Here is a 23,710-nt window from a genome sequence, read left to right as displayed (position 1 = left end):
CATTGCCATGTCCCGCCGGATGCTTCGGTCGAGGATGCCCATGACGCCGTCTCGGCACTGGAACAGAAGATCCGCGGACAGATCGACGGCGTCCGCCGGATCATCGTCCACGCCGAGCCGCCGGCGTTGCCCTTGGCGACGGAGCCGGCATGACCGTCGACTGGGACCGGATCGAGCGATGGAAAGGCTTGCTGCTCGAAAACGAAACCGGAGAAATCGAGAGCGTCTTCCACAGCGACGGAGCCCGCGGACCCTCGATCAAATGGCGGCCGACGGTCGACGATCTGCAGCCGAAAGTGCTGAAGTTCGCGCTCGATCATTGGGATCGGGCGGTGGTCTCCCTCGGCGCCCCCAGGATCCGCCTGGTCGATCCGGTACTGCTCGCGCCGACACTCGGCTACCTGCTGCTGGTCGACGTGGTCGACGACGGCCGCGACTTCGCATACCGGCTGTTCGGCACGATCGCCGGCACGGTCTCGGGGTTCGACATGACCGGCAGGATGCTGTCGGACCATCCGGCCTCGACCTATATCCGGGAATTCTCCATGGCGCTCTATCGGGCCGCGATGCTGCGCCGGGAGCCGGTCTGGTCCCACTACGGCCCGGCGATGGCGGTGAGCACGGCTGCTTGGGAGCGGGTCGTCCTGCCGCTGGTCGACGACAGCGACAAGGTGTGCCGCTTTCTCGTGGCGACGGTACCGATCGGCCTGGACGGCCAGCCACTCCGCAGGTAGGCGCGGGGTCGACCGGATGGATCAGCTGCCCGGCTTCGGCCACTCCCGCTTCTTGCGATAGATCGTCGAGGCATCGATCTCCAACAGCGCCGCGGCGCGGCCGACGTTGCCGCCAGCCACGGCCAGCGCCGCCTCGATCGCTTCCCGCTCGACGATCGCCATCGGCCGGACGGTGGTCCCCCCGGCCGGCACCGGCATTGCCGCCGGGACCGTGAGCCGGGGGGGTGCGGCCTCCCGGACGACAGCGGGCAGCATGGCGGCCGTCGCTACCCCGCCCGGCGAGAGCACGACGACGTTGCGGACCACATTCGACAATTGCCGGACGTTGCCGGGCCAGGGATAGGCCAGCAGCAACCGCTCGGCTTCCGGATCGAATCCGTCGAAGCTCTTGCCCTCCTCGGCGGCGAACTGGTTCAGGTAGTGACGCGCGATCAGGATGATGTCGGTGCCGCGTTCGCGCAGCGCCGGCATCAGGATCGGCACCACGTTCAACCGATAGTAAAGATCCTCGCGGAAGCGTCCGGCGCTGATTTCGCCCAGCGGATCGCGGTTCGTGGCGCAGACGAACCGGACGTCGACCTTCCTCAGCGCATCGCCGCCGACCGGCTGATAGGTCCCGGTCTGGATGAAGCGCAGCAGCTTCGCCTGCAGCGGCAGATCCATCTCGCCGATCTCGTCCAGAAACATGGTGCCGCCATCGGCGCGGCTGGCCAACCCTTCACGCGATGCGTGGGCGCCGGTGAATGCGCCCTTCAGATGGCCGAACAGCTCGCTTTCGACCAGGTCGCGCGGTATCGCGCTGCAATTCATCGCGACGAACGGCGCGCCGGCCCGCGGACTGCGCCGATGGATCGCCTCCGCCGCCAGTTCCTTGCCGGTCCCGCTTTCGCCGGTCACGAAGATCGCGGCCTTCGACGGCGCCGCATCCCGGATCATCCGGTAGACCACCTGCATGGCCGGCGAAACACCGATGAAGCTTTCGAAGCCGTCCGTATTGCCGCCACCTTCGGCCGTCAACGTGCGCTCGATCCGCTTCAGCCGGCGCAATTCGAGTGCGTTGGTCAGCGTCACTTGCAGCCGTTCCGGGCTGAAAGGCTTGACCAGGAAATCATAGGCCCCGGCCCGCATCGATTGGACGGCGGAGGAGATCGACCCGCCCGAGGTCACGACGATGACCGGAGCATCGAATTCGCCGTCGCGCAGAGCTTCCAGAACCTCGAAACCGTGGCCGTCGGGCAGGATGAGGTCCAGCAGCACGACCGAAGGCGTGTGATCGGCCAGCAGCGCCTTCGCTTCGGCGACCGAGGCGGCGTGGCAGGGCTCCACACCCGCGCGCTCCAGATAGGCGACATAGAGGCGCGACAGCGTCGGGTCGTCTTCGACCAGAAGAACCTTCGGTCGATTGCCGGTTTCGATCGGCATCGCGCTCACCACTTTCCGCCTCGTACGCGATAGAGAAGAATGCCCATTCACCCGCTGGTCAAGACCCGCGCCCGTCACAACCTATCCTATTTTCTCGCGAACCCCGGAGGAGGCGTTCAATCTCTGGCCGGATGCGCCATCCCCTGTCATAATCCCGGTCGTGGTTGGTCCGATCCGAAGGCGCCGGGTCGCCTAGGATTCGCGCGCACCGGGAACTAGGCATGCCCATCCTGCACCTTAAAATTGCCGCCCGTCTCACGATCGGTCTCATGCTCCTCGCCGGGCTGACGGTTCTGGTCGGCACCATCGCGTCCGTGTCTTTCGCCCATCTGCGCACCGATTTCGACGAAATCGTGACCGTCGACCTACCGGTCATCAGCGCCGCGTCCCAGCTCTCGCAACAGGCTCAATCGATCATCGCCTCCGCCCCGGCGCTCGTGGTCGCCGACAGCCAGTTCGCCCGCCGCGCGCTCGACCTCAGAATCGTCGACCAGGTCACGGCGCTCGATGAATTCATCAAACGCCTCAGGGAAAACGGCATCGGCGGCGACCGCTTCGCGATGCTGACCCAGCTCAGGACCAGCCTGTTCGACAATCTAACCGTGCTCGATCATGCGGTGGAACGGAAACTCGATCTCGATCAACGGATGAGTGGTCTGTTTCACCAGCTATCGGTGCTCGACGAGGAATTGAAGGCGTTGCAGGCGCCAGAGGACAGCCTGCCGGACCGGCCGACCAGCACGCGGTTGCAGGACCTGATCGCTCAGGGGGCGAACAAGGCACGGCTCGACGGCTTTGCCGCCGACCTCGCGGTCGAGGAGACCGCGTCGCGTGCCTTCCATGTCTGGCGCTTCAATTCGGGCCAGCTGATCGCCGCCCTGCTCGCGAGCTATGGCGTGACCGACGCGGCCACCCTCGAAACCGTCCGCAAGGAAGTCGAAGGGCGGCTGACGCTCGGCAACCGGGTGCTGAACGATTTGCCCGAACCGACACGGGGGCAAACGGGCGCCTGGCAGAATTCGCTCGCCATGCTCGCCGGCGGCGAGGACGGCCTGCTGGCCTCGCGGGGCAACCTCATCAATACCGCGCGGCAGATCCAATCGTCCCTCGCCGCCAACAAACTGTTCGCCGATCGGTTCGACTCCGCGGCGGCGAAGGTATCCGACGACATCGAGCGGGAGATCCTCGACACGAGCGTCGCCGTCGCCACACTGACCAACCAGCGCAACCAGTTGATCTTCGCGCTCAGCCTGCTGTGCGTCTTTGGCGCCGTCGGCATCCTCATCTTCATCCGGCGCGGCGTGATCAGCCGGCTGCGGCGGCTGCAGGAGACGATGCGCACCCATGTCGCCGGCCAGGCCGCCACCATCGATACCCGCGGCAGCGACGAAATCGCCGACATGGCGCAGGCGCTGGAATTTTTCGTGACGACCATCTCGGAACGGGAGGTCGCGCTGGCGGCAAGCGAGAGCCGGCTGCGCTCGGTCACCGCGAACCTGCCGGGCGCGATCCTGCGGTTGTACGGCCGGCCGCATGGCACGCTCGTCATCTCCTATATCAGCGAAGGCGTCACCGATCTGATCGGGCGGACGCCGGAAAGCCTGGTCGGCGTGGACGATGCGGTATTCGACCTGATGCCGCCGGAAGAGCGCGAGGCTTTCGTGGCCGCCCTCGCCCGCTCGGCCGAACGCCAGGAACAGGTCTTCTTCGAATTCCGCGCCCGGGAAACCGACGACCGCGCCAGCCGGGCCAAATGGCTGCGCTTCCTGTCTTTTCCCCGTCACGCCAACGAGGACGAGTTGATCTGGGATGGGCTGATCCTGGATTCGACGGAATGGAAGCAGGCCGACCTCGCCAAACGCGCCTTCGTTTCGACGGTGAGCCACGAGCTGCGCACGCCCCTGACGTCGATCCAGGGTTCCCTCGGCCTGGTGGCCGGCGGGGCGATGGGCGCGCTGCCCGACGGCGCCAAGCGGCTGGTCGACATCGCCAACAGCAATTGCCAGCGATTGACACGGCTGATCAACGACATTCTGGACATCGAGAAGATCGAACAAGGCCACATGGATTTCGATCTCAGTCCGCAGGCATTGATGCCGCTCTTGCGCCAGGCGGTCGAGGCGAACCGCGGCTATGGCCTGCCGCGCGGCGTCAATCTGAAGCTCGTACCCCTGGAGCCCGATCTGGAAATCCGGGTCGACGCCGATCGTTTCATCCAGGTCGTGAACAATCTCGTCTCCAACGCGGTCAAATATTCGCCCGAGGGCGGCCAGGTCGAGGTTGGTGCGAGGCTCCAAGCCGACACGGTGCGGGTCTTCGTCAGCGATCACGGCGACGGCATCCCGGGGGCGTTCCGCGAGCGCCTGTTCGCCCGCTTCACCCAGGCCGACAGTTCGGACCGGCGCGCCAAGGGAGGCACGGGCCTGGGTCTGTCGATCGCCAAGGCGATCGTCGAGCGGTTCCGCGGACGCATCGGTTTCGAGACCGCCGAGGGACAGGGCACGACGTTCTATTTCGACCTGCCGGCGGCGCCGCTTTCGATCCGGGACCAGCCGCCGGCGATGCCGAAGCGCGTGCTGGTGTGCGAAGACGATCCCATGTTTGCGGAATTGATCGGCGAGATGATCGCCCGGCGCGGCTCCAGCCCCCGCCTGGTTCACACCGCGGCGGCGCTCAAGGCGGCCTTGGCCGAAGAGCCGTTCGACACCCTGATCCTCGACCTGCTGCTGCCGGACGGCGACGGCATCGCGTTGCTGCGCGGACTGCGCGCGGCGCCCGAAACGGCCAACCTGCCGGTCATCATCGTTTCCGCCCGCGCCGAGGAAGCCCATGCCGAGGTCAACGGCAGCGTGCTGGGCATTCTCGACTGGATCGGCAAGCCGATCAATCCGCACCGCCTGACCCAGGCCCTTGCCGGCGCCATGCGCCCGGTCGGGGCCGGCAAGGCCAACATCCTCCATGTCGAAGACGATGAGGATCTGTCGTCGGTGCTGAAGCATCTGGTCGGCAGCCGGGCCGAGATGACCAGCGTTCGAACCCGGCGCCAGGCGATCGACCTGCTGACGCGCGAGCAGTTCGACCTGATCATCCTGGACCTGGGCCTGCCCGACGGCACCGGCTACGAGCTCCTGACCCTGTTGACCGAGCACAAGGTCCATCGCCTGACGCCGGTGCTGATCTTCTCCGCCCAGGCGCCGGATCCGACCAAGACCCGCGAGGTCGCGGACGTGCTGCTGAAATCCGTCACCAGCAACACGGAGCTGCTGGATCACATCGAGGCCCTGCTCGCTGGTGGCCGCCATAGTCCCGCCGCTTTGGCAAGTGATCCTGTTCATCATTCGGAAAGCCCGACATCGTCATGATCGGAGGTCGAGCATGGATCCCAGAGGACGCACCTTGTCGATAGACCGTTGGATGCAGCCCCGACCCGCAGGCGGCCGGTCGTGAGCGAGCGGTTCCCAGCCCTCAGCCGCATCCTGTATGTGGACGACGAACCGGATATCCGCGAAGTCGCCAAGATCGCACTCGAGGTGATGGGCGGGTTCACGGTCCATGCCTGCGAATCCGGCGAAAGCGCGCTCGCTCTGGCACCAATTTTCAAACCGGAGCTCATCCTGCTCGACGTCATGATGCCGCGGATGGATGGGCCGGAAACCTTCGCGGCCCTGCGCCAGATCGACCTGATGTCGGCGGTTCCGATTGTGTTTTTCACGGCCAAGGCGCAGCGCGCCGAGGTTCAGGCGCTGCTCGAACTGGGTGCGCTCGACGTCCTCGCCAAGCCGTTTGATCCGATGACGGTCGCCCAGACCGTGTCGGAAATCTGGATGCGTCATCATGGTTGGGACGGTTGAGGACCTGCAGCGCAGACTAGCGGCGCTGCGCGACAATTTCGTCCAGGAGCTGCCGCAGCGTCTGTCGCGCGTCAGGGGATTGAAACCCTCCACCAACGCTGTCTGGCCGGACGGGGTCGCGGCCGATCTGCGCTTGCTGGCCCACAGCATCAAGGGTTCGGCCGGCACCTTCGGCTTCACGGAGCTGTCCGCATGCGCCGCCCGGCTGGAGCGACTGATCGCCCAGTCCCTGGCCCAGGCCGGCGATCCCACGAGCGACCAGAAGCGTGCGATCCGCAAGGCGGCTGACGGTCTGACCGCCGCCGGCACGGTCGATGCCGCGGGCGTGCAGGTGGCCGCGCCGCGGCGCCCCGGCCGGGCGACCAAGACGCTCTACCTGCTGGACGGAACGCCCGACCGCGCCGCCGGTCTGATCGAGCAGTTGCGGCAATACGGATATCATCCCGAGGCCTTCGGCACCACCGCGGCGCTGCAGATCGCCGTGGCGGAGCTGGAGCCCGTCGTCGTGCTGATCGACGGCAGCGGCGCCGGACCGCCGGATCGCGCGATCTCGGCCGCGGCCGCGCTCAACATCGATCGGGATCCGAAAATCCCCACCGTGCTGCTGGCCGGGCGCGGCGACATCGGCATGCGGCTCGCCGCCGCCCGTGCCGGCATCGACATCTTCCTGCCCTGGCCATCGGAGGTGTCGGAACTGATCGGTCGGCTCGACCATTTGGCGACGATCGACGATCACGCGCCTTACCGCGTTATGGTGCTGGGTGCCGATCCGGTCGAGGCCAATCGGACCGCGAGCTTGCTCGAAGCCGCGGGAATGCGCGCGCGCGTGGCGCCGGCCGCGCTCCGCATTCTGGAAGCGCTCGCCGATTTCCCACCGGACATGCTGCTGATGGACGCCGCCCTGCCCGATTGCACCGGTGCCGAGCTGGGGGCGGTGATCCAGCAAATCCCGACCTGGTCGACCTTGCCGATCCTGTTCCTGGCGAGTGCCGTCGAGGTCGAGCGGCAACTCGCATCGGCCGCTACGGGCGCTGATGATTTCCTGGTGAAGCCGGTTCCGGCCAATCGTTTGCGCGTCGCGGTCGCCGCCCGTGCCGAGCGGCGGCGCGCCCTCAACGCGCTCATCACGCAGGACCCGCTGACCGGCCTGGCGACCCATCGCGCGTTCGACCGGCGGATCGCGGCGGAAATCGCCCGGGTGGATCGGATCGAGCGGCCGCTGACGCTCGCCATCCTCGACATCGACCACTTCCGCGCGCTCAACGAGCGCCACGGCTATCCGGTCGGCGACGGCGTGCTGCGCAGTTTGGCCCTGCTGCTGCGCCGCCGTCTTCGACGGAGCGACGTCATCGGCCGCTTCGGCGGCGATCGGCTGGCGGTCCTGCTGCCCGAGACCGAGCCCGACATGGCGGAGGACCTGTTCGACCGGATCCGGCTCGCCTTCGCCGGCATCGTCCATGGCGGCGCCGAGGTGGCCGCATCAGCCACTTTCAGCACCGGCATCGCGCCCGCCCGCCCCCAGCATCCCGCCGCCGAGCTGGTCCGAGCCGCCGAGGCAGCCTTGCTGGAGGCGAAGAAAGATGGCGCCGGAGCGATCAGGGTCGCGGAGAACTGAGGGTGTCGCCTTTCACTTTCGCCCGTGCCGACGAGCATGATTTCGAACGCCTGCTGCTCATCCGGCATGCCGCCATGCGCCCTTCGCTGGAACAGGTCGGGCGCTGGCACCCGCAGCGGGCGCGCGCCCGGTTTCGGGCCGCCTTCTCGCCGGCGGTGACCCGTCTGGTCCTGGTCGGCGACACGCTTGCCGGCTGTGTGGCGCTGAAGCCCCAGGGCGGAGAACTGGAAGTGGATCAATTCTATCTGGATCCACGGTTCCAGGGCAGCGGGCTGGGCTCCGCCGTGCTGCGGGCCCTCCTGGCCGAGGCGGATGCGGTCGGCAAGCCGGTCGTGTTGACCGTACTGAGGGACAGTGCGGCGATCCGCTTCTACGAGCGCCACGGCTTCGTGCAGACCGGCGCCGAGGACTGGGACCTGTTCTACCGCCGGCCGGTCACGGCGCCTTGACGGCGGTCGCCTCGATCTCGACCAGCGCCTGACGCTCGACCAGGCGCACGACCTGGACCACCGCCATGACCGGAAAATGCCGGCCGAGCACGCGGCGATAGGCGGCACCGACCTCCGCCTGCCGGGCCATGTAGTCGTCGATGTCGACCAGGTACCAGGTCAGCCGGGCGATGTCGCCCGGTCCGGCGCCGGCTTCCGCCAGCACGGCAACGATGTTGGACAAGGTGCGCTCGACCTGGGCGGCAAGACCCTCGGCGAACACGCCGGCTTCGTCCCAGCCGATCTGGCCGCCGACGAAGATCGTCTCGCCGGTCGCGGCGACGCCGTTCGAATAGCCCTTGGGGCGTGGCCAGCCGGGTGGCTGGAGAAAGCGGAGCGCGGTCATGGCGCGATCTCCTGCAAAGTCTGGCGGGCGATGATCAGTTTCTGCACCTCGCTCGCTCCTTCGTAGATCCTGAGCGCGCGTATCTCTCGATAGAGTTCCTCGACCTTGACGCCCTGCTTGACGCCCAGGCCGCCGAAGATCTGCACCGCGTCGTCGATCACCCGCTGTGCCGCCTCGGTCGCGTAGAGCTTCGCCATCGCCGCTTCGCGCGTGATGCGCCGCTGTTCCACGTCGCGCGTCCAGGCCGCCCGATAGACCAGCAGGGCCGCGGCATCGATCTGCAGCGCCATGTCGGCGAGCTTGGCCTGGATCAGTTGCTGGTCAGCCAAGGGCTTGCCGCCGATGATGCGGCTCTTCGCCCGCGTCAACGCATCGTCGAAGGCTCGGCGCGCCATGCCCAGTGCGGCGGCGCCGACCGTCGGTCGGAAGATGTCGAGGGTCGCCATCGCGATCTTGAAGCCTTCACCCGGCTGGCCCAGCAGCGCCGTCTCGGGCACGACGCAATTCTCGAAGCGCAGGGTCGCCAGCGGATGGGGCGCGATGACTTCGATCCGCTCGGCAATCTGCAGCCCCGGCGTCTTGGCATCGACGATGAACGCGGCAATGCCCTTGGTGCCCGGGACATTGCCCACCCTGGCGAAAAGCACGTAGTGATCGGCGATGCCGCCGTTCGAGATCCAGGTCTTGACACCGTCGAGGCGCCAGCCGCCGGGCACCGGGGTTGCGCTCATGGCCATGGCGGCGACATCGGACCCGGCGTCGGGTTCGGACAGGGCGAAGGCGGCGATGGCCCGACCGGCGCCCACAGCGGGCAGGTAGCGCGCGCGCTGGGCGTCGGTGCCGAACAGGCTGATCGAACCGGTGCCGAGCCCCTGCATGGCGAAGGCGAAATCGGCCAGTGCCGAATGACGGGCCAGGGTCTCGCGCACCAGGCACAGGCTGCGCACGTCGAGCGCTTGCGCTCCCGCCTCCGGCACCGCTTCAGCCAGGAAGCCGGCCGTGCCCAGGGCCGCGACCAGGGCGCGGCACGTCGCGTCGAGATCGCCGTGATGGGGATCGGCCAGCGCCGGACCGGCCCAGGCTTCGAGCCGGTCGGCGAGCGCCCGATGGCGATCGTCGAAGAACGGCCAGCGCAGATAGCTCTTGTCGGCCATCAATTGCCCTCGAACTTGGGGGTCTGCTTCGCGGCGAACGCGTCGTAGGCCCGGCGGAAATCCTGGGTCGCCATGCACAGCGCCTGGGACTGCGCCTCGGCCTCGATCGCAGTGTCCAGGTCCATGGCCCATTCCCGGTGCAGCATCGTCTTGGTCATGCCATGGGCGAAGGTCGGGCCATCCGCCAGGCGGGCCGCCATGGCTGCGACCTCCTCCGCCAGGCTCGCGCGCGGCAGCAGCCCGTTGAAGAAGCCCCAGCGTTCGGCTTCGACGCCACCCAGACTGCGGCCGGTATAGAGCAGTTCCGCCGCTCGTCCCTGGCCGATGATCCGGGGCAGCATGGCGCAGGCCCCCATGTCGCAGCCGGCCAGGCCGACCCGGCTGAACAGGAACGCGACCTTGGCCTCGGCCGTGCCGTAACGCAGATCGGATGCCATGGCCATGATGGCGCCGGCACCGGCACAGATGCCGTCGATCGCTGCGAAAATCGGCTGCGGGCAGGCGCGCATCGCCTTGACCAGGTCGCCGGTCATACGCGTGAAACCCAGCAGTTCCGGCATCTTCATTTCGGTCAGCGGGCCGATGATCTCGAACACGTCGCCGCCCGACGAGAAATTCCCACCGGCACCGGTGATGACGATCGCCTTGACCGCCTCGGCGGTCGTCAAGGCGCGGAACGTGTCGCGCAACTCGGCATAGGACCCGAAGGTCAGCGGATTCTTCCGCTCCGGCCGGTTGAGCGTAATGGTCGCGACCTTGCCGTCCAGCCGCCACTGGAAATGCTTCGGGGTGAAATCGTGGAAATCCATCACATCACCTCTCCGCCGGCCACGATCAGGGACTGGCCGGTCATGGCGGCGGCCTCGCGCCGGCACAGGAAGGCGACCGCATCGGCCACTTCGTCCGGCTGGATCAGCCGGTCCTGCGGATTGTAGCTGGCGAAATGCGCCCGCGCGTCGGCGGCATTGCGCCCGGTCTTGCTCTCGATCAGATCGGCCGCGCGGGCGACCAGGTCCGTATCGGTGAAACCCGGGCAGACCGCATTGACCGTGACGCCGGTCTTGGCCGTCTCCAGCGCCAGTGCGCGGGTCAGGCCGATCAGCCCGTGCTTGGCAGCACAATAGGCCGTGGCATAGGCATAGCCTTTGAGCCCCGCCGTCGAGGCGACATTGACGATGCGGCCCCAGCGGCGTGCCAGCATACCCGGCAGCGCAAGCCGGCTGGTGTGGTAGGCTGCGGTCAGGTTGAGCGCCAGCATGGCGTGCCAATCGTCGGGCTCGAGCTTGCCGAACGGCTTGGTCAGCGCCGCACCGGCATTGTTGATCAGAATATCGAAATGCCCGATCAGCCCGAACGTGCGCTCGAGCGATGCGGCATCCGTCACATCGGCCGCGACCTGGGAGCAATCGAGCGCCTCGGCGGCGCTGTCGAGCGCCGCCGCATCGCGCCCGAGCAGCACCAGGTCGGCGCCCTCCTGCCACAGCCGTCGAGCGATCGCGAAGCCGATGCCCTTGGCGCCGCCGGTCACGACGGCGCTCAATCCCTTCAATGGCTTGTCACTCATGGGCTTTGCGCCTCCTTGGCGAGCAACCGTTCGAGCTGCGCCTTACCCGGCAGATAGGGCTTGGGCCACGCCTGGTCGCGATGACCCTGCCGGGCGGCCGCCTGCAAGGTCCAGTGTGGATCGGACAGATGCGGTCGCGCCAGGGCGACCAGATCGGCGCGCCCGGCCGACAGGATGGAGTTCGCCTGGTCCGCCTCGGTGATGTTGCCGACCGCCATGGTGGCGATGCCGACCTCGTTGCGGATCCGGTCGGCGAACGGCGTCTGGAACATCCGGCCGTAGACCGGCTTCGCCGCGATCGAGGTCTGCCCGGCCGAAACGTCGATCAGGTCGGCGCCGGCGGCCTGGAACGCCCGGGCGATCTCGACCGCATCCTCGGGCGTGACACCGTGCGGCACCCAGTCGGTCGCCGAGATACGCACCGACATCGGCTTCGAGGCCGGCCAGACCGCGCGCATGGCGCTGAACAATTCGAGCGGAAAGCGCAGGCGATTGGCAAGACTGCCGCCATATTCGTCGTCGCGCCGGTTGGTCAGCGGCGAGATGAAGGCCGACAGCAGATAACCGTGGGCGGCATGAAGCTCGATCATGTCGAAGCCGGCCGCCTCGGCGCGCCGCGTCGCCGCCACGAACGCGTCGCGGACCGCATCCCTGTCGGCGCGGTCCATCGGATGCGGCACCTGGTTGCCGGGGCCCCAGGCCACGGCCGACGGCGCCAGCAGCGGCCAATTGTCAGCATCGAGCGGTTCGTCCATGCCGTCCCACCCGCGCTTGGTCGAGCCTTTCGGGCCGGAATGTCCCAGTTGCAGGCACAGCTTCGCCCCGGATTGCCCATGGACGAAATCGACGATGCGCCGCCAGGCTGCGGCCTGCGCGTCGGTATAAAGGCCTGCGCAGCCGGGCGTGATCCGCCCCTCGGGCGTCACGCAGGTCATCTCGGTGAAGATCAAGCCGGCGCCGCCGAGCGCGCGGCTGCCCAGATGCACCAGGTGAAAATCGCCCGGCATACCGTCCGTGGCGCTGTAGGTCGCCATCGGCGAGACCACGATGCGGTTGGCAAGCCGCATCGCCCTGAGGCCGAACGGCAGGAACATCGGCGCGGTCGGTCGATCGACGCCGGCCCTGGCACCGAGCCACCGCTCCATGCCTTCGACATAGCCTCGGTCGCGCAGGCGCAGGTTCTCGTGGCTGACGCGCTGGCTGCGGGTCAGAAGCGAATAGGCGAACTGCTCCGGTTCCAGCCCGGCATAGCGGTCGACATGCTCGAACCATTCGGTCGAGTTGCGCGCGGCCGACTGGATCTTCAGCACCTCGATCCTTCGCTCCGCCTCGTAGGCGGCGAGTACGGCTGGCACGTCGTCGCCAAGACGCTGGAAGGCCTGGGCGAGCCCGATCGCATCCTCCAGCGCCAGCTTGGTGCCGGACCCGATCGAGAAATGCGCCGAATGGGCGGCATCGCCCATCAGCACGAGGTTGCCTTTCACCCAGGTCTCGTTCGCGACACGCGGGAAATTGATCCAGTCGGAACCCTTGAGGTGCCGGCTGTTGGCCATCAGCGGCGCGCCGTCGAGCCAGGGCGCGAACAGGCGTTCGCAGAACGCCGTCGTGGTCGCGGTATCGGCCTCGTCCAGCCCCGCTGCCCGCCAGGTTTCCTCGCGTGTTTCGACGATGAAGGTCGAGGTTTCCCGGTCGAACCGATAGGCATGGGCCTGGAACCAGCCCCACTCGGTCTCGACGAAGATGAAGGTAAAGGCGTCGAACAGCTTGGTCGTGCCGAGCCATGTGAACTTGTTGGCCTGCAGCGCTATCTGGGGCCGGAAATGCTGGGCATGAGCGGCGCGGATCCGGCTGTTGATGCCGTCGGCCGCAACGATCAAGTCGGCGTCGGCGAAGCCATCGAGGCTTCCGACCTCCTGCTCGAACCGCAGGTCGACGCCCAGTTCGGCCGCGCGATCCTGCAGGATCGCCAGCAGATGGCGACGCGCGATGCCGCAGAAACCGTGGCCGCCCGACGTGATGCAGCGGCCCTTGAAATGGATGTCGATATCGTCCCAATGGGCGAAGCTGTCGATGATGCGGCCCTGGCTGACCGGGTCGCCGCCTTTCAGGTTCTCCAAGGTCTGGTCGGAGAATACGACGCCCCAGCCGAACGTGTCGTGCGGCCGGTTGCGCTCATAGACCGTGACCTCGTGGGCCGGGTTCGCCTTCTTCATCAGGATGGCGAAATAGAGCCCGGCCGGTCCGCCGCCGATGCAGACGATCTTCATGTCGGCCTCCTCGAAAACAACTTCAGACCAGAAACGGTTTCCACGCTCCGCCTCCCTGGACCGACTGCTTGAGCTTGCCCAGCAGCTCGAGCAGCAGCACCATCTCGGCCCGGCTCATCCCACCCATCAGGCCATCGATCCAGGCCTGATGAGTCGGCGCCATGCGTGCGAACAGCGCGTGGCCCACGGCGGTCGAACTGATGAGCGCGCTGCGCCCGTCCGCCGGGTTCGCGCGCCGTTCGACCAGCCCGTCGCGCACCATGCCCTCGACCAGGCCGGTGACATTGCCGTTGGACACCATCAGGCGGGACGAGAGTGCGCTCAAAGTCATGCCGTCGCGCGCCCGCTCCAACTGCGCCAGCACGTCGAACCGCGGCAGGCTGGTCGCAAATTCGCTCCGGAGCCGCCCGCGGACCTCGTTCTCGATCAGATCCGTACAGGTCAGCAGCCGCAGCCACAGGCGCAGCTGCAACCGGTCATCCTCGGCGACGGCACTTTCCCGGTCCGGTGCGGCGGCCTCGAAACCGAGCGGCATGGCGGCTCCATATATTTCATATATAAAGTATATTTATGCCATGATTTGGTCAAGGCGCTCTCAGCTTGGCTATCAAGATAGCCCCGCTCACGGTCATTCCCGCGCATACGGGAACGACCGTGATGTGTGCCCCCGTCTACTCTGCCGCGCGGATGTCCTCGACCGCATGCAGCGGCGCGTCGTCCTGGGCCGGGGGATGGCCCGCGTGGACGATGACCGACGACGAGATATTGCTGGCGAACGGTATGTTCGCCTCGGCGAAGGCCTGCTCGATCCGGCGGTAGGCCTCGGTCCGGATCTCGAACTGCTTGCCGGGCGGGGTCTGAACCTTGCAGCGGAAGATCTTGGCACCGGGCTGGATGCGGTAGAGCTTCGCCTTCAAGGGCGCCATGATGTGCTGGGCCAGCTCGTCATGCTCGAGCATTTCGATCCCGATGCGCTTCACGATCCGGCGCACCGTCTCGCTATCGACCTCCGTCGGCAGCGGGATCTCGAACTTGTCGATGACCCAGTCGCGCGAATTGTTGCGCACGCTGCCGAGCGAGCCGTAGGGCACGAAATGCAACGGGCCGTTCTGGTGGCGCAGCGCCACGGTTCGGAAGGTGATCTTCTCCACCGTGCCCTTGGCGGTGCCGGCCTCGATATAGTCGCCGATGCGGAACACGTCCTCGATCAGGAAGAACGCACCGGAGAACAGGTCCTTGACCAGGGTCTGCGCGCCGAAGCCGATGGCGATGCCGACCACGCCGGCTGAGGCGAGCAGCGGCGCGATGTTGAGGCCGAGCACCGACAGGGCCCACATGAGGGCAACGGCGGCGATCACGATCATGCCGATGCTGCGCAACAGCGGCTGGACGGTGCTGGCCCGGCTGCCCGGCCCGCTCGCCTCGCGGCTCAAGGCGACGGTGAGGCCGGTCTCGAACAGGCGCCAGACGTACCAGCCGATCAGCAGGGTCACGCCGGCGTCGAACAGCACGCCCAGCATCGTCCGCGCGTCGCGCGCGCCCAGCATCCGGATGACATCGAGCGACCAGAGACGGGCCAGGAACGCGCCGGCGGCGAGCAGGAACACCCAGGATGCGGCGTAGTGCAGGACTTCGGTGAAGGCATCGATCGCGCGGAGTTGCTCGGTCGTCTCCTGCGGTCCCTCGGCCGGCTGCGCCACCGGCTGCAAGGGCTCGCCCTCGTCGCCGGGCACGAAGATCAGCCGCGCCTCGGCGTGCCGGCGCAGCAGCCGTTCCTTCACCTGCCGCAGTGCCAGCGCCACCATGCTGTCGAAGGCCGGCATGGCCGCGAGCACGATCAGGGTACCCAGCACCCGGTCGAACGGCGGCATCGGCAGCAGCAGCACGCCCAAGATCCAGGTGGCACCGAGCCCGAACACGCTCAGCACGGCCAGCGAATGCCAGTAGCGGGCGAAGCCGTTCAGGTGGGGACGCAGGCCATAGAGCGCGCGAAGGCACATCAGGCCGACGACGAAACTCGCCGTGATGATGATGAGATGCGGCAGCCCGTCGCCGAACCACAGATAGAACAGCCCCTCGGCAACGATCCAGGGCACCATGGCGGTCGCGATGATCCGCGCCAGGACGCGCCGCGCCTGCCGAGCCGCCACGTCGTCGAGCGGCACCAGACGCAGGTTCGGCCGGTCGGCCGCGAACGGCTGGCTGAGGATGACGTAGGCGGCCCAGCCGATCGTCGAGCTCTGCACGAAGGCGTTGGCGAAACCCTGGAACACATCGGTGCCGACGAAGATCAGGCCATGGGCGGTGAACAGGAAATTATAGAGCAGGCTGCACGCGAGCAGGTAGGCGGCCGGCGGCAGAAGGTCGACCAGCAGACCTTCGAGCCCGAGCAGGATGCCCTTGGCCGCCCGGTCGACCACCATATGGGCGAGCCGGCGCCGCTCCGGCCGCAGCAGCCGATGGACCAGGGCGGCCGCGATCAGCGCCGTCAGCACCATGCCGGCAAGGCACGCCAGGACGAAAGGTACTGAGCCCAGCTCGCCGTCGTCGGTCAGCAGCGAGGCGGCCTGATGGGTCAGGTTCGGCACCCGCGAGGCGTCGGCCAGCATCGCCTTGATCGCGGTCCAGAGCTCGGTCGCCGACTTGCCGAGATGGATCATCATGCCGCTGAACGGCTGGCCGCCGAGCCCATGGCCGAGGGCGCCGTGGACCGCGGTCGCGTGATCCGCCGTCACCGCCGGATCGGCCGCCTGCGCCAGCGCTGGCTTCGCCATTAGGCCCCCTCACTCAACAGACGTCGCACCATCGAGCCAGCATGCTCCGACGGCGGCGGCTTTGCACGTTCCGGCCGCCTGGACTTGGCGCGCCACTCCACCGACAATAGACCGATCGGCCATCGTCGGAAATCCACCCCCGCCGACGGCAGCCCCTCGTAACCGAGAATTGATCCGACCGTGCCGCCCAGGAAGCTCGATGCGTTAGACCTGAAGATTTTGGCCGAATTGCAGCGGGACGGGCGCATGACCAACCAGCGCCTGTCCGAGAAGATCGGCCTGTCGCCCCGGCCCTGCCTGGAACGGGTGCGGAGACTTGAGACGGCCGGGCTGATCTCGGGCTACCGGGCCGTCATCGAGATCGGGCAGTTGCCCGACCTGGTCCATGCCTTTGCCGAAATCACGCTCAAGAGCCAGGCGACCCACGCGCTCGCCGCGTTCGAACGCCACCTGGCGGACTGTCCCGAGGTGGTCGAGAGCTTCCTGGTCGGCGGCCAGTTCGACTATCTGGCCCAGATGGTCTGCGTGGACCTCGATCGCTACAACGAACTGACGACTGCCTGGCTCGACGAACCGGCGGTGGGCGTCGCGCGCATCAATTCGCGCTTCGTGATGAAGCGGGTGCGCCGCTTCGCCGGCTATCCGGTCGCCCTGCTCGACAGGGCCGCACAGCAGAACTAGGAGGCTCGGCCGGTCGTTCGCAGCCGGTCCTGCTGTGCGACTCGCGCGCTTCGGCCGCACCTGCCGCCCTTCCGATCCTACAATGGTAGGCATCGGAACAAGGGGGCGGATCATGGATTTCGGCGATCTCGAGCGACGCTACGGCACGCACAATTATCATCCGATCCCCGTCGTCCTGACCCGCGGCGAAGGCGTCTGGCTGTGGGACGACCAGGGCCGCAAATACCTCGACATGATGAGCGCCTATTCCGCCGTCAGCCCCGGCCACTCCCATCCACGCCTGGTCGCGGCGCTGGTCGAGCAGGCCGGCCGGCTGGCGGTGCCGTCGCGCGCCTTCATGAACGACAAGCTCGGCCCCCTGATGGAGCGGTTGGCTCGTCTGACCGGCCTCGACAAAGTGCTGCCGATGAACACCGGCGCCGAGGCGGTCGAGACCGCGATCAAGGCGGCGCGCCGCTGGGGCTATCAGGTGAAACGCATTCCCGAGGGCCAGGCCGAGATCCTGGTGGCCTCCGGCAATTTCCACGGCCGCACCACGACGATCGTAGGCTTCTCCAGTGAAGACGCCTATCGCCAGGATTTCGGGCCCTTCACACCCGGTTTCCGCATCGTGCCGTTCGGCGACCTCGCCGCCTTCGAGGCCGCGGTCGGCCCGAACACGGCGGCGATCCTGGTCGAGCCGATCCAGGGCGAGGCCGGCATCCGCATGCCACCCGCCGGCTTCCTCAAGGGGCTGCGCCGGCTGTGCGACCGCGAGAACGTGCTGCTGATTCTCGACGAGGTGCAGTCGGGCCTCGGCCGGACCGGGAAATGGTTCGCCTACCAGCATGAAGACGTGCTGCCCGACGGGGTGATCCTGGGCAAGGCGCTCGGCGGCGGGCTGCTGCCGGTCTCCGCGTTCGTTGGCAAGGCGGCGATCATGGACCTGTTCACTCCGGGCAGCCATGGGTCGACCTTCGGCGGCAATCCGCTGGCCTCGGCCGTAGCGCTCGCCTCCCTGGCGGTGATCGAGGACGAGCAACTGGTCGCCCGCAGCGCCATTCTCGGACGCCACATGAAGGAGCGGCTCGCAGCGATCTGCTCGCCGGCCATCCTCGACGTGCGCGGGGCCGGCCTGTGGGTCGGGGTGGAGCTCGATCCGGCGCTGGCCGACGCCCGGGCGATCTGCGAGCGGCTGGCCGAGCGCGGCCTGCTGACCAAGGAAACCCACGCGACCGTGGTACGCTTCGCCCCGCCGCTGACCATCACGCGACAGGAACTGGATTGGGCCCTGGACCTGGTCGAACGGACGATCCACGAGGCGACGCCGAAGACGGTGGCCGCCCGTATTCCGCACGCGAGCGCGCTGCGCCCGGCAGCCAAGGGCCCGCATCTGGTGATGTGTCCGCCGGAGCATTACGAGGTCAGCTACAAGATCAACCCGTGGATGGACCCGGCGGCCTGGGCGGTCTCGGCCGAAACGCTGGCCCACGACGCCCGGGTCGGCTGGCAGAAGCTCTACGACACCTATCGCTCGCTCGGCGCCAACATCGAGATCATGCCGGCGCAACCGGGTCTGCCCGACCTGGTGTTCACGGCCAATTGCGCCGTGGTGCTCGACCGCAAGGTGGTGCTCGCCCGCTATAAATGCGCCGAGCGCCAGGGCGAGGAAGCCCACGGCCGCATCTTCTTCGACCGGCTGAAGCGCGACGGCGTGGTCGATGAAATCCACGAACTTCCCGACGGCGTGTTCTTCGAAGGTGCTGGCGACTGCTACTGGGACCCGCATCGCGGCATGCTGTGGACCGGCTGGGGTCAGCGCTCGTCGCCCGAGGCCCAGGCGACGATCGGGCGGGTCTATGGTGTGCCGACCGTCGCCCTCGAACTGGTCGACCCGCGCTTCTACCATCTCGACACCGCGTTCTGCGTGCTGTCGGGCGGTGAAGTGCTCTATGTCCCGGGTGCCTTTACCGAGGAAGGACGGCAATTGATGCGCGACCTGATCGGGCCGGAGCGGCTGATCGCGGTCGAGGATGCCGATGCCGAGACGCTCGCGGCCAATTCGGTCGCGGTCGGACGAGATCTGGTGTTCGGCAATTGCGGTCCCGCACTCGAAGCACAATTGACGACACGCGGCTATACCGTGCATCGCGTGCCGCTGGGCTCGTTCGGCCGCAGCGGCGGGTCGGCGTATTGCCTCACTCTGCGGTTGGACAATTACGCGCTGGCGGGATGATCACACCCGGGTGCGCCGCTCTCAATTCGATATCGATGACCCGTCATGCTTGCGACGGGCCATCGACGACCGGACGCCTCCGTCTATCGGCTCAGGGACGCAGCTTCTTCAGATGATCCAACTGCCCGATCATGTAATGCATCTTGCTCACTTCCCAATTCTTTTTGGCGAACAAGAGCTTGATCATCTTCTCCGAAGGCTTCCAGCCACCGGGGATCTGGGGTGGGTAAGTCCCGACCATGCCGGGGTTCAATGCGTACCCCGCCAGTTCCTCGGCCTTGAGGAAATTTTCCTGCGCCCAGGAGTCGAGGATGATCTCGCGTGCTATACCGTCGTAAGTGGCATTCTCTCGTGATGACGTTTCGATATTCCAGGTCCCGTCCGGCCAGACGACGACCAGTTCGGGATACATGGGTCCGGTGTTCATATCGGACTTCTTCGACTTTCTACCGAAGATACCTTTTAGCGTTTTAAATGGGTTAGCCATGATCTGGTTGCCCGCCTATCGATAAGTTGCTTAGCGATACTACTGCGCCCCCAGTATCGTCGGCGTGGCGGGGGGTGCCAAGACCTGTTGATTGTAAATTCGGCAAAATGGACAGGTCTTCAGCGCTGATAACGATCAACACTCCGCTTCCTCGTCGCCATAGGCACCTCGGCACCAAAGTTCGGTGAGCAGGTCGCCGACGGCATTTTCATCGGCCGCCAGCCCGGCAAGCGCCGGATCCCGCCGCAGGTAGGCCTGGTTGAGAAACTCATCGATCATGCCGCCGAGTGCGTACGCCGTGGGGAGCATCGCAGCCGGGGCGACCGGCGATGCTCCGGGCATCATGCTTCGTCGGGCAGCGATCGACGTCGCCACCCGGCCGTTCCAGATCCGGTTCAGGGCGTGGAACCGCTCGCGAAAGCCGGCGCTCTCCGGCCCCAGGTCCATCAGGCAGCGCATCAGGCCGGTGTTGGCGCGAAACAGCCGGACATAGGCGAGCGTCGCGGAACGCACTCTCGGACGGGACCCCGGCTCCCCGTCCCGCACCTGCCCAAGCCGATCGCGTAGGAACAGCGTGAAATCCTCGACCAGCGCCTCGACCACCGCGCGTCGATCAACGAAATATCGGTAGAACGTGCCGTGGGCGACCCCGGCCGCGCCCGCGATGTCGCACACCCGAAGCGCCGCATGCTCTTCGCCGGCCTCCAGCCTTGCAGCCGTCGCGGCGAGCAGGCGCAGGCGCGTGCGTTCGGTCTTGCGTAGCCCGGCACCCGTCGCGGCCGCCGATAGCGCCGCGGAAAAGCCGTCCGAAGAAGCTGTTTCCCGATCCATGATGGAGGCAGGTTGACATGCGGTGTGGACAGTCACAAAATAAAAATGAAAATGACGTCAATGTCATTTAACGAAGAGGCCGGCATGCTGATTGACCGCGCGGATTATGCCGATCTCGAGATCCTGTCCGCCCACCGGCAGGCCCAGTGGGACCGGCAGCGCGACCATCTGCTCGCCGCCTCGCCGTTCTATCAGCGAGCCTGGGACGGCAAACCCGCGCCGTTGCGCCTGGAAGCGCTGGCCGACTTGCCATTCACCGACAAAGACATGCTGCGCCGGAGCCAGCGCGCGACACCGCCGTTCGGTGACTATCTCGCCGCACCCGTGGACCGCGTCGCCCGGGTCCATCGCACTTCAGGCACGACCGGCACCGCCATGAACCTGGCCTTGTCGGCGCGCGACGCCCGGGAAACCGCGATCGTCGGCGCCCGGGCGCAATCGGCCAGCGGCCTCGGACCCGGTCATCGCGTCATCCATTGCCTGAACTATCGCCTGTGGATGGGCGGTTTCACCGACCACACGACGCTCGAGGCGACCGGCGCCACCGTCGTCCCGTTCGGTGTCGGCGACACCCAAGCACTGATCCGGACGATCCTGGAACTGGGCATCACCGCGATCTCGTGCACCCCGTCGTATCCGGCCGTGCTCGAACGGGTCATCGCCGAGTATTTCCCCGATTTGAAGCCGCGCGACCTGGGGCTGAAGCTCGGCCTGTTCGGGGGTGAAGCCGGTCTCGACGACCCGGAATTCCGCCGGCGGATCGAGGCGACTTGGGGCTTTGCCGCGCGCAATGCGAATTACGGCGTGTCCGATGTGTTCTGCAATTTCGCCGGCCAGACCGAGCAGGACGGCGATCTCCATTTCGTGGCACTGGACGTGCTGCATCCGGAATTGATCGCTCCCGACACCGGCGCGCTGCTGCCCTGGCGCGCCGGAGAGCGCGGCGAACTGGTGCTCACCCACGTCAGCCGGGAATGCCAGCCGCTCGTCCGCTTCCGGACCGGCGACATCGTCCTGTTGACCGGAACCGGGATCGCATCCTGCGGACGGACCGCGCCGCGCTTTCGCGTGGTCGGCCGCAGCGACGACATGGTCGTGGTCCGCGGCCTCAACGCCTTTCCGACCCAGGTCGCCGCCGTGCTGAACCAAGAGCCGGCACTATCCGGCGAGTACCGCATCGTCCTGGAAGGTCCGGGTCCCTACGATGTTTTGCCGGTGGAAGTCGAGCTATCTGAGTCCGTGGTCCCAGCGCCGGCCGGGCTCGCCGAGGGCATTGCCGCCGCCATCAAGCGCGACCTCGGCCTCACCGCCCGCGTGACGCTGCTGCCGTTCGGCAACCTGCCTCGAACCGATGGCAAGACCCGCCGCGTGATCAGAAAGGACAAGCCGTGACCGGAACGATATTGACCGAGGACGCGGGCGACGGCGTCCGCATCGTCACGCTCAACCGGCCGCACCGGCTGAACGCGATCGTTCCCGAGTTGCTCGACGACCTCAACCACGCATTGGAAGCGGCCGACCGGGACCCGGCGATCCGCGCTATCGTGCTGACCGGCGCCGGACGCGCCTTCTGTTCGGGCGACGATCTCAAGGATTTCGGCACCCAGGCGGCCGACGAACCCGGTACACGCGCCTACATCGAGCGCATCCAGGACGTCACCCGCAACCTGGTGCTCGGCGACACGCCGATCATCGGCGCGATCCGCGGCTGGGCGGTCGGCGGCGGGCTCGAATGGGTCATCAACTGCGACTTCGCCATCGCGGCCGAGGGCACGCGGTTCTTCTTCCCCGAAATCGCCTGGGGCGTATTCGTGACCGGCGGCGTCAGCGAACTCCTGCCGCGGCTGGTCGGCCTGCAGCGGGCGCGCGAACTGATCATGCTGGGCGAGCGGTTCGACGCGGCCCAGGCCCGGGAATGGGGTCTCGTCTACAAGGTCGTGCCGGACGCGACCTTGCGTGACGAGGCCCTAAACTTGGCGCGTCGCATCGCCGCCCTGCCCGTCGGTCCCGTCCGCGACCTGCGCCGGATCCTCGCCCGGCGCGATGCGCTCGCGCCCGCGATGGCGGCCGAGACGGATGCGACGGTGCGCGGCTTTCTCGACCCGGCGACGGCAGCGCGCATCGGCGCGTTCAAATGACCGACGGTGCCGCGTTGGCGAGCGCTGCCAGCGCCAACGGCCCCTCGGCGAACTCGTCGACGATGGTGAAGTGGTTGCGGCCTGGCACGATCTGACGACGCTCGGCCGGAATGTGCCAAGCCTCCCCCAGCAGCGCCGTCTGATGCTTGAACTCGTCGCTTTCCAGCTCGCCGACCGCCAGCAGGATGCGTGTCGCCGGCGCCGGCAGATGGGTCGGGGAGAGATGATGGGCCCGGACCCGGTCGAGCCCGAGCAGCGCAGCCATCGGCAGATGGGTCAGCGGCTCCAGTTCGTAAAGCCCGCTCAGCAGCGTCGCCGTGCCGACGAGGTCGGGCGGCAAACCCTGCGCCGTCCAGTCGGTCGCGACGGCCATGGCCCCCAGATGGCCGCCGGCGGAATGGCCGGCAAGGTCGAACGGCAGCTGCGCCAGCCCCAGCGCGGGCGCCTGGCGCCAGAGGAAGGCCAGTGCCGCACGGATCTCTTCGACCAAACCGTCGAGCGGCTTGTCCGGCACCAGGCTGTAGTTCAAGGCCGCGACGGCATAGCCGGCCTCCAGGAAGGCGCGGGTGAATTGCACGTGATTGCCCTTGTCCATCGCCTGCCAATAGCCGCCATGGATGAAGACATGCAGGCGCGGTTCGGCGATGCCCGTGGGCCGCAACAGATCGAGCCGTTCGCGTGGACCGGCGCCATAGGCGATTTCCCGATGAGTGTGGGCGCTCAAGAAAGCGGCGCCCTCCTCCCGACATCTCGTGAAGATCGGCGCCACGGCCGGCACTTGGACGCGCGGGCTATATTCGCGGATCAGGTTTGGCAGGTCGTAGCCGCGCCAGAGCGCACCCGCAGGCGGTGGTGCCGGTCGCTGCGCCTCCGCGCGGATGCTGAGCCGCGGGCTGCCTGGCGCGGCCCATTCCACCGTGATCGGCGGCCGGAAGCCGGCGAACACCTCGCGATAGGCGAGATCGACGGTCAGGTCGGCCGGATCGAACAGGGCCGGCTCCGTCGTGGCCCAGACCATGCCCGTCATGTGATGGGGACCGCAGCCGGCGCCGATCAGCGCCAAGCGCAACTGGTCGAGCGTCTGGCGCAACTGTTCCATCGGATGGTCGTGGACAGCGCTCAGGGGTCCCAGTTGGATCATCG

General features: G+C 67.2%; 21 protein-coding genes. 10 read left to right on the top strand and 11 right to left on the bottom strand.

What is annotated here, in order from left to right; translation table 11 throughout:
- Both VGV37_RS30355 and VGV37_RS19840 read left to right on the top strand, forming a co-directional pair.
- Positions 1 to 153 (top strand): cation transporter dimerization domain-containing protein (locus VGV37_RS30355; protein WP_414638044.1); only part of this gene is annotated, 153 nt, incomplete at its 5' end.
- Positions 150 to 734 carry a hypothetical protein gene (locus VGV37_RS19840; protein ID WP_326881481.1) on the top strand — a complete coding sequence of 195 codons (585 nt, stop codon included), beginning with the start codon at positions 150 to 152 and terminating at the stop codon, positions 732 to 734. The genes VGV37_RS30355 and VGV37_RS19840, both read left to right, overlap by 4 nt.
- 21 nt (positions 735 to 755) lie before the next feature.
- On the opposite strand, the gene VGV37_RS19835 is transcribed toward VGV37_RS19840, so the two are convergent.
- Positions 756 to 2,156 (bottom strand): sigma-54 dependent transcriptional regulator, encoded by a 1,401-nt coding sequence (locus VGV37_RS19835; protein WP_326881480.1) that lies wholly within the window; start codon positions 2,154 to 2,156, stop codon positions 756 to 758.
- Between the two features lie 221 nt (positions 2,157 to 2,377).
- Between VGV37_RS19835 and VGV37_RS19830 the strand changes: the two genes are divergently transcribed.
- From VGV37_RS19830 to VGV37_RS19815, 4 genes are all read left to right on the top strand, one after another.
- A complete protein-coding gene (locus VGV37_RS19830; RefSeq protein ID WP_326881479.1) occupies positions 2,378 to 5,518 on the top strand; it encodes a response regulator in 3,141 nt (1,046 codons plus the stop codon).
- A gap of 81 nt (positions 5,519 to 5,599) precedes the next feature.
- A complete protein-coding gene (locus VGV37_RS19825; protein WP_326881478.1) occupies positions 5,600 to 6,007 on the top strand; it encodes a response regulator in 408 nt (135 codons plus the stop codon).
- Positions 5,991 to 7,622, top strand: coding sequence for a diguanylate cyclase (locus VGV37_RS19820; RefSeq protein ID WP_326881477.1), 1,632 nt, complete (start codon positions 5,991 to 5,993; stop codon positions 7,620 to 7,622). The genes VGV37_RS19825 and VGV37_RS19820 overlap by 17 nt, the downstream gene beginning before the upstream one ends.
- A 2-nt stretch (positions 7,623 to 7,624) precedes the next feature.
- Complete coding sequence (locus VGV37_RS19815) at positions 7,625 to 8,071, top strand: GNAT family N-acetyltransferase (RefSeq protein ID WP_326881476.1); 447 nt, start codon at positions 7,625 to 7,627, stop codon at positions 8,069 to 8,071.
- Here VGV37_RS19815 and VGV37_RS19810 read toward each other — a convergent pair.
- The 7 genes from VGV37_RS19810 to VGV37_RS19780 all read right to left on the bottom strand — a co-directional run bounded on the left by VGV37_RS19810 (position 8,058) and on the right by VGV37_RS19780 (position 16,215).
- Positions 8,058 to 8,456 carry a RidA family protein gene (locus tag VGV37_RS19810; RefSeq protein WP_326881475.1) on the bottom strand — a complete coding sequence of 133 codons (399 nt, stop codon included), beginning with the start codon at positions 8,454 to 8,456 and terminating at the stop codon, positions 8,058 to 8,060. The genes VGV37_RS19815 and VGV37_RS19810 overlap by 14 nt on opposite strands.
- Positions 8,453 to 9,610 (bottom strand): acyl-CoA dehydrogenase family protein, encoded by a 1,158-nt coding sequence (locus VGV37_RS19805; RefSeq protein ID WP_326881474.1) that lies wholly within the window; start codon positions 9,608 to 9,610, stop codon positions 8,453 to 8,455. The genes VGV37_RS19810 and VGV37_RS19805 overlap by 4 nt, the downstream gene beginning before the upstream one ends.
- Positions 9,610 to 10,419 carry an enoyl-CoA hydratase family protein gene (locus VGV37_RS19800; RefSeq protein WP_326881473.1) on the bottom strand — a complete coding sequence of 270 codons (810 nt, stop codon included), beginning with the start codon at positions 10,417 to 10,419 and terminating at the stop codon, positions 9,610 to 9,612. The genes VGV37_RS19805 and VGV37_RS19800 overlap by 1 nt, the downstream gene beginning before the upstream one ends.
- Positions 10,419 to 11,174: an SDR family NAD(P)-dependent oxidoreductase gene (locus tag VGV37_RS19795; protein WP_326881472.1), complete on the bottom strand. Its 756-nt coding sequence runs from the start codon at positions 11,172 to 11,174 to the stop codon at positions 10,419 to 10,421. The genes VGV37_RS19800 and VGV37_RS19795 overlap by 1 nt, the downstream gene beginning before the upstream one ends.
- Complete coding sequence (locus VGV37_RS19790) at positions 11,171 to 13,441, bottom strand: bifunctional salicylyl-CoA 5-hydroxylase/oxidoreductase (RefSeq protein WP_326881471.1); 2,271 nt, start codon at positions 13,439 to 13,441, stop codon at positions 11,171 to 11,173. Before VGV37_RS19790 ends, VGV37_RS19795 begins: the two co-directional genes overlap by 4 nt.
- A 22-nt stretch (positions 13,442 to 13,463) precedes the next feature.
- Positions 13,464 to 13,976: a MarR family transcriptional regulator gene (locus tag VGV37_RS19785; RefSeq protein ID WP_326881470.1), complete on the bottom strand. Its 513-nt coding sequence runs from the start codon at positions 13,974 to 13,976 to the stop codon at positions 13,464 to 13,466.
- A gap of 136 nt (positions 13,977 to 14,112) precedes the next feature.
- Positions 14,113 to 16,215 (bottom strand): mechanosensitive ion channel family protein, encoded by a 2,103-nt coding sequence (locus tag VGV37_RS19780; protein ID WP_326881469.1) that lies wholly within the window; start codon positions 16,213 to 16,215, stop codon positions 14,113 to 14,115.
- Between the two features lie 246 nt (positions 16,216 to 16,461).
- Between VGV37_RS19780 and VGV37_RS19775 the strand changes: the two genes are divergently transcribed.
- Positions 16,462 to 16,896, top strand: coding sequence for an Lrp/AsnC family transcriptional regulator (locus tag VGV37_RS19775; protein ID WP_414638043.1), 435 nt, complete (start codon positions 16,462 to 16,464; stop codon positions 16,894 to 16,896).
- 112 nt (positions 16,897 to 17,008) lie between these two features.
- On the top strand, positions 17,009 to 19,111 hold the full coding sequence (rocD, locus tag VGV37_RS19770; protein ID WP_326881467.1) for an ornithine--oxo-acid transaminase: 2,103 nt from the start codon (positions 17,009 to 17,011) through the stop codon (positions 19,109 to 19,111).
- Positions 19,112 to 19,202: 91 nt separating this feature from the next.
- On the opposite strand, the gene VGV37_RS19765 is transcribed toward rocD, so the two are convergent.
- Entirely contained in the window at positions 19,203 to 19,523 is a 321-nt protein-coding gene (locus VGV37_RS19765; protein WP_326881466.1) for a hypothetical protein, read from the bottom strand.
- A 210-nt stretch (positions 19,524 to 19,733) separates the two neighbouring features.
- The gene (locus VGV37_RS19760) at positions 19,734 to 20,465 is read right to left on the bottom strand and encodes a TetR/AcrR family transcriptional regulator (RefSeq protein ID WP_326881465.1); all 732 of its coding nucleotides are present in this window, start codon (positions 20,463 to 20,465) and stop codon (positions 19,734 to 19,736) included.
- A 48-nt stretch (positions 20,466 to 20,513) separates the two neighbouring features.
- On the opposite strand from VGV37_RS19760, the gene VGV37_RS19755 reads away from it, so the two are divergent.
- Positions 20,514 to 21,821, top strand: a complete 1,308-nt coding sequence (locus VGV37_RS19755; RefSeq protein WP_326881464.1) for a hypothetical protein — start codon at positions 20,514 to 20,516, stop codon at positions 21,819 to 21,821.
- Positions 21,818 to 22,567, top strand: coding sequence for an enoyl-CoA hydratase/isomerase family protein (locus VGV37_RS19750; RefSeq protein ID WP_326881463.1), 750 nt, complete (start codon positions 21,818 to 21,820; stop codon positions 22,565 to 22,567). Before VGV37_RS19755 ends, VGV37_RS19750 begins: the two co-directional genes overlap by 4 nt.
- On the opposite strand, the gene VGV37_RS19745 is transcribed toward VGV37_RS19750, so the two are convergent.
- Positions 22,560 to 23,708, bottom strand: a complete 1,149-nt coding sequence (locus VGV37_RS19745; RefSeq protein WP_326881462.1) for an alpha/beta hydrolase — start codon at positions 23,706 to 23,708, stop codon at positions 22,560 to 22,562. The genes VGV37_RS19750 and VGV37_RS19745 overlap by 8 nt on opposite strands.
- Between the last annotated feature and the right edge of the window lie 2 nt (positions 23,709 to 23,710).

This window comes from Aliidongia sp. (genome assembly GCF_035943795.1).
In the GTDB taxonomy this organism is placed as follows: domain Bacteria; phylum Pseudomonadota; class Alphaproteobacteria; order ATCC43930; family CGMCC-115725; genus Aliidongia.
The sequence above is the reverse complement of the archived record's forward strand: the minus strand, read 5'-3'. Positions and strand labels throughout refer to the sequence as shown.